The 5903-nt window shown below is 77.0% G+C and carries 7 protein-coding genes; all 7 read left to right on the top strand.

What is annotated here, in order from left to right:
• Positions 1-32 precede the first annotated feature (32 nt).
• Positions 33-1160: a serine hydrolase domain-containing protein gene (locus tag E1298_RS43160; RefSeq protein ID WP_131903174.1), complete on the top strand. Its 1128-nt coding sequence runs from the start codon at positions 33-35 to the stop codon at positions 1158-1160.
• A gap of 83 nt (positions 1161-1243) precedes the next feature.
• On the top strand, positions 1244-2287 hold the full coding sequence (locus tag E1298_RS43155) for an NAD-dependent epimerase/dehydratase family protein (protein ID WP_131903173.1): 1044 nt from the start codon (positions 1244-1246) through the stop codon (positions 2285-2287).
• 36 nt (positions 2288-2323) lie between these two features.
• Entirely contained in the window at positions 2324-2992 is a 669-nt protein-coding gene (locus E1298_RS43150) for a glycosyltransferase family 2 protein (protein ID WP_207945192.1), read from the top strand.
• Positions 2989-3660: a TIGR04282 family arsenosugar biosynthesis glycosyltransferase gene (locus tag E1298_RS43145; protein ID WP_207945191.1), complete on the top strand. Its 672-nt coding sequence runs from the start codon at positions 2989-2991 to the stop codon at positions 3658-3660. The genes E1298_RS43150 and E1298_RS43145 overlap by 4 nt, the downstream gene beginning before the upstream one ends.
• Positions 3657-4274, top strand: coding sequence for a methyltransferase domain-containing protein (locus E1298_RS43140; protein ID WP_131903172.1), 618 nt, complete (start codon positions 3657-3659; stop codon positions 4272-4274). The genes E1298_RS43145 and E1298_RS43140 overlap by 4 nt, the downstream gene beginning before the upstream one ends.
• Positions 4250-5395 (top strand): molybdopterin-dependent oxidoreductase, encoded by a 1146-nt coding sequence (locus tag E1298_RS43135; RefSeq protein ID WP_131903171.1) that lies wholly within the window; start codon positions 4250-4252, stop codon positions 5393-5395. Before E1298_RS43140 ends, E1298_RS43135 begins: the two co-directional genes overlap by 25 nt.
• On the top strand, positions 5392-5903 hold a 512-nt coding region (locus tag E1298_RS43130; protein ID WP_131903170.1), incomplete at its 3' end, for a hypothetical protein. The genes E1298_RS43135 and E1298_RS43130, both read left to right, overlap by 4 nt.

Genomic DNA, 5903 nt, shown 5'->3' with positions numbered 1-5903 from the left:
GCCGGGGGGCGCGGGCGGGTTAGCGTGCGGGCATGGCGCAGATCCACGGTGTGTGCGACGACCGGTTCGGCGCGGTCCGGGAGGCGCTCGCCGACTCCCTGGACGGCGATGACGTGGGCGCCTCGGCGGCGGTGTTCGTGGACGGCGAGGCCGTGGTCGACATCTGGGGCGGTTACGCCGACGAGGCGCGGACGCGGCCGTGGGAGCGCGACACCATCACCAACGTCTGGTCCACGACCAAGACGATGACCGCGCTGTGCGCGCTGATGCTCGCCGACCGCGGGGAGCTGGACCTGCACGCCCCGGTCGCGCGCTACTGGCCGGAGTTCGCCGCCGCGGGCAAGGGGCGGGTGGAGGTGGCGCACCTGCTGGCGCACACCGCCGGGCTGCCGTCGTGGGACGAGCCGCTGGCCACCGAGGACCTCTACGACTGGGAGAAGGCGACCTCGGCGCTGGCGCGGCAGGCGCCGCGCTGGGAGCCGGGCACCGAGTCGGGATACCACGCGCTCACCCAGGGGTACCTGGTCGGCGAGGTGATCCGGCGCGTCACCGGCGTGACGGTCGGGACGTTCTTCGCCGAGCAGGTCGCCGGGCCGCTGGGCGCCGACTTCCACATCGGGCTGGCGCCCGAGCACGACGACCGCGTCTCGCCGGTCATCCCGCCGCCCGCCCCGGACGCGGGACCGGCGCTCGACGCCGCCCGCGCGCTGGAACGCGAGTTCGCCCACCCGCCGTTCGTGCCCGAGAACGCCCGGTCGCTTGCGTGGCGGCGCGCGGAGGTTCCGGCGGCGGGCGGCCAGGGCAACGCCCGGTCGGTCGCGGCGGTGCAGTCGGTGCTGGCGTGCGGGGGCGAGGCGCGGGGCGTGCGGCTGCTGTCGGAGGCGGGCTGCGCGGCGGTGCTGGAGGAGCAGTCCAACGGCAAGGATCGCTATCTGGGCGTCCCGATCCGGTTCGGGATGGGCTACGCGCTGGCCGGCGCGTGGATGCCGAACCCACGGACGTGCTTTTGGGGCGGGTGGGGCGGCTCTGTGGTGATGGTCGACCTCGACGCCCGGATGTGCGTGGCGTACGTGATGAACCGGATGCTCAGCCCGGGCGCGCTCGGCGACGATCGCGGCCTGGCCATCCTGCTGGCCGCCTACGAGCCGCTGGAGGGGTGAGGATCTTACAAGGTCGGAACAAGCAGCCCCCTGGGGCCGTTTGACGGCGGCCTGGGCGGGCCTGGCGGCCTACGTTCGTCCGCATGAACGTACTGCTCACCGGGTCGGCCGGTTTCATCGGTTCGCACATCGCCGAGGCGCTGGCCGCCGCCGGGCACCGCGTCCGCGGCCTCGATGCGCGGCCGGGCGTCCTGGACGGCGAGGGCGCCGACGTCCGCGACCCCGAGGCGGTCGCGCGGCGGCTGGACGGCGTGGACGCGGTGTGCCACCAGGCCGCCGTGGTGGGGCTCGGCGTGGACGTGTTCGACCTGCCCCGCTACGCCTCGGTCAACGTGCAGGGCACCGCCGTGCTGCTGGCCGAGATGTCCCGGGCGGGTGTGGGCGCGCTGGTGCTGGCGTCCTCGATGGTGGTGTACGGGGAGGGCGCGTACACCTGCGAGCGGCACGGCCCGGTCCGTCCGGGGCCGCGGTCGGAGGAGGCGCTGCGGGCGGGACGGTTCGAACCGGACTGCCCCGCGTGCGGCCGGCCGGTGGAGCCGGGCGTCGTGGGCGAGGACGGCCCGCTGGACCCCCGCAACGTGTACGCCGACACCAAGCTCGCGCAGGAGCATCTGGCGGCGTCCTGGGCGCGGATGACCGGCGGGTCGGTGGCGGCGCTGCGCTACCACAACGTGTACGGGCCGAGGATGCCGCGCGACACCCCCTACGCCGGGGTCGCGGCGATCTTCCGGTCCCGGCTGCTGGACGGCGAGGCGCCGCTGGTGTTCGAGGACGGGGCGCAGCGGCGCGACTTCGTGCACGTCCGCGACGTCGCCCGCGCGAACGTGCTGGCCCTGGAGCGCCTCGCGGCCGGGCCGCCCGGGGCGCCGCCTGGAGCGCCGCGCGGGGGGCTGCGCGCCTACAACGTCGCCAGCGGCGAGCCGCGCACCATCGGCGAGATGGCGCGGGCGCTGGCGGGCGCGTTCGGCGGTCCCGCGCCGCGCGTCACCGGCGGCTACCGGCTCGGGGACGTGCGCCACATCGTCGCGCGGCCCGACCGCGCCCGCCGTGAGCTGGGGTTCTCGCCGTCGGTGGCGTTCGGCGAGGGCATGCGGGAGTTCGCGCGGCAGCCCGTCATCAGTTCGTAAGGGTCGTCCGCCGTCACCGAAAGTAGCGTCTGGACCGTGATCGACGTAGTTCTCCCGTGCCTCAACGAGGCCGAGGCGTTGCCCTGGGTGCTGACCCGGATGCCCGAGGGCTTCCGGGCCCTGGTGGTCGACAACGCCTCCACCGACGGCTCCGCGCGCGTGGCCGCGGACCATGGCGCCGTGGTCGTCGCGGCGGCGGCGCGCGGCTTCGGCGCCGCCTGCCACGCCGGGCTGAGCGCGGCCGGAAGCGAGGTGGTGTGCGTGATGGACGCCGACGCCTCGCTGGACCCGGCGGAGCTTCCGGCGCTGGTCGCCGCGCTGGCGGGCCTGGAGGCCGGCGGCGGCATGGGGCTGGTGCTCGGGCGGCGCCGTCCGGCCGGGCGGGGCGCGTGGCCGCCGCACGCCCGGCTCGGCAACGCGGTGCTGGCCCGGTCTGTGAACCGGCGGGCCGGGACGCGGCTGCACGACCTGGGCCCGATGCGGGCCGCGCGCCGCGCCGGGCTGCTGGCGCTGGACGTGCGGGACCGGCGGTTCGGGTACCCGCTGGAGATGGTGCTGCGCGCGGCGCGGGCGGGCTGGCGGATCGCCGAGCTGGACGTCGCCTACCGGCCCCGCACCGGCACCTCCAAGGTGACCGGGACCGTGGGCGGGACGGTGCGCGCCGTCCGCGACATGCGCCGCGTCCTGGCGGAGGCCGGCCCGTGACCGCCGCACGGAACGGACACGGCGGCGGGCCGGGCGCGGACCTGGTCGTCATCGCCAAGGAGCCCGTCCCGGGGCGGGTCAAGACCCGCCTGACCCCCGCCTACACGCCCGCCGAGGCCGCCGCGCTGGCCGAGGCGGCGCTGGCCGACACCCTCGCCGCGGTCGCCGCCGCGCCCGCCGGGCGGCGGACGCTGGCGCTGGCGGGCGCGCCGGGCCCGTGGCTGCCGGGCGGCTTCACGGTGATCCCGCAGCGCGGCGGCGGCCTGGACGAGCGGCTGGCGCACGCGTTCGCCGACGCCTACGCGGGCCGTCCGCTGGTGCTGATCGGGATGGACACCCCGCAGGTGACGCCCGCGCTGCTGGGGCTGGCGTGCGCCGGGCTGGCGCGGTGCGGCGCGGTGTTCGGGCCGGCGGCCGACGGCGGCTTCTGGCTGCTGGGGCTGCGGCGTCCCGACGCGCGGCTGCTGGCGGGGGTTCCGATGTCGCGTCCCGACACCGGCCGGGTCCAGCTCGGGCGGCTGCGGGCCGCCGGGCTGGAGGTGGGGCTGCTGCCGGAGCTGACCGACGTGGACACCGCCGCCGACGCCCGGGCCGTGGCCGTCTCGTCCGGGGGCGGGCGGTTCGCCGCGGCGGTGCGCGCGCTGGGGGACAGGACCGTCCCGGCATGATCGGCGACCTCTACGAGGAGGCGCTGCAGGGAGGTCTTCCGGTGGAGATCGAGCACGCCGACGGGCGCCGCCGCCCGCTGCCGGTCCAGGACTGGCTGGCGTTGCGGCCGGGGGACGCGGGGCTGCTCGGCCGCTGCCGGGGCGCGACGCTGGACGTCGGGTCGGGGCCGGGCCGGCTGACCGTGGCGCTGGCCCAGCGCGGCCTGCCGGTGCTGGGCATCGACGTCGCGCCGTACGCGGTGGCGCTCACCGTGGCGGCGGGCGGCCCGGCGCTGTGCCGGGACGTGTTCGGGCGCGTCCCGGGCACCGGCCGCTGGGGGACGGTCCTGCTCGCCGACGGCAACATCGGCATCGGCGGCGACCCGCGGGCGCTGCTGCGGCGCGTCCTTCGCCTGCTCGCGCCGGGCGGGCGCGTCCTGGTGGAGGTGGATCCGCCCGGCGGCGGCGCGCGCACCGAGCCACTGCGGCTGCGCTCGGACCGCTCGGTCGGCGAGTGGTTCGCCTGGGCGCACGTCCCGGCCGACGCCGCCGCCGGGCTGGCCGCCGCGAGCGGGGCGGCCATGGACGAGTTCTGGGAGGAGGCGGGCCGATGGTTCGTCGCCCTGCGCTCCTGACCGTCCCGGAGACCGTCAAGGCGCTGCCGGAGCGCTTCACCAGCCGCCTGCACGACGAGCGGGTGGCGGCGTGGCTGGGCATGGCGCTGGGCGTCGGCTTCCTGACGGCGTTCGCGACCGGGCTGGTCAGCCATTTCATGCAGCATCCGCCGGGCTGGGCGCAGTGGCCGTCGCGTCCGGTGAACCTGTACCGGGTCACGCAGGGCGTGCACGTGATCGGCGGGCTGGCGACGGTGCCGCTGCTGCTGGCCAAGCTGTGGACGGTCTACCCCAGGCTGCTGCGCTGGCCGCCCGCCCGGTCGGCCGCGCACGGGGTGCGGCGGCTGCTGGTGTTCGTGCTGGTCGGCGGCGCGCTGTTCCAGCTGGTGACCGGGGTGCTGAACATCTCCTACTGGTATCCGTTCCCGTTCTTCTTCACGACCGCGCACTACTGGACGTCCTACATCCTGGTCGGCGCCCTGCTGATCCACGTCGCGAACGAGTGGCCGAAGGTGCGCCGGACGGTGATGACCCGGCCGCAGGACGCGGTGGAGCGGCGCGCGTTCCTGTTCACGGTGGCGGCCGCGAGCGGCGCCGTCGTGCTCACCACGGTGGGGGAGGCGTTCTCGCCGCTGGCGCGGCTGGCGGTGCTGGCGCCGCGCCGTCCGGGCGTGGGGTCGCAGGGGCTGCCGGTGAACAAGTCGGCGGCCGGGGCGGGCGTCGCCGGGGCCGCCCGCGACCCGGGCTGGCGGCTGACGGTGACCGGGCGCGTGGAGCGCGAGGTGACGCTGTCGCTGGCGCAGCTGCGGGCGCTGCCGTCCCACCGGGTGCGGCTGCCGATCACCTGCGTGGAGGGATGGAGCGCGGGGGCGAGCTGGGACGGCGTGCGGCTGCGGGACGTGCTGCGCCTGGCGGGGGTCACCGGCGACGCCCGAGTCCGCGTGGAGTCGCTGGAGCGCGGCGGGCTCTACCGCACCTCGCAGGTGTCGCCCGAGCACTGGCACGATCCGCTCACGCTGCTCGCCCTGGACCTGAACGGCGAGCCCCTCGACCTCGACCACGGCTACCCCTGCCGCCTGATCGCGCCCGACCGGCCGGGGGTCATGCAGACCAAGTGGGTGCACCGGCTGGTGGTCGCGTGAAGGGCCGGATCGCGATGTACGCGGCGGGCCTGGCGCTGGTCGCGGTGGGGCTGCGCGGCATCGTCCTGCACGTGGACGCGGCCGGGTGGGCTCTGTGGTTCGCCGGCGCGGCGGTGCTGCACGACGCCGTCCTGGTCCCGGCGGTGCTGGTGGCCGGGCTGCTGACCGGGCGGCTGCCCGCCTGGTACCGGCGCACGGTGCGGGGCGCGCTGGTCGTCGCGGGCTGTGTGACGGCGGTCGCGCTGCCGCTGGTCCTGGGGTACGGCCGCCGGGCGGACGTCCCGTCCCGGCTGCCGCTGCCCTACGGCCGCAACCTGGCGGGGGTGCTGAGCCTCATCGCACTGGCCGCCGCACTCGCCGTCGCGGTGCGGTTGCTGAGGGACCGGCGAGCCGCTCGCGGGGCGCCCAGGCACGCCAGAACGGCGGAAGCGACCGGCGAAGCGACCGGACGCCGCGAGGAGGCCAGGCACCGCGAGGGGAGCGGGCGGCGTGAGGAGGGCGGGGAGCG

This window comes from Actinomadura rubrisoli (assembly GCF_004349215.1).
Taxonomy (GTDB): Bacteria; Actinomycetota; Actinomycetes; order Streptosporangiales; family Streptosporangiaceae; genus Spirillospora; species Spirillospora rubrisoli.
The sequence above is the reverse complement of the archived record's forward strand: the minus strand, read 5'-3'. Positions and strand labels throughout refer to the sequence as shown.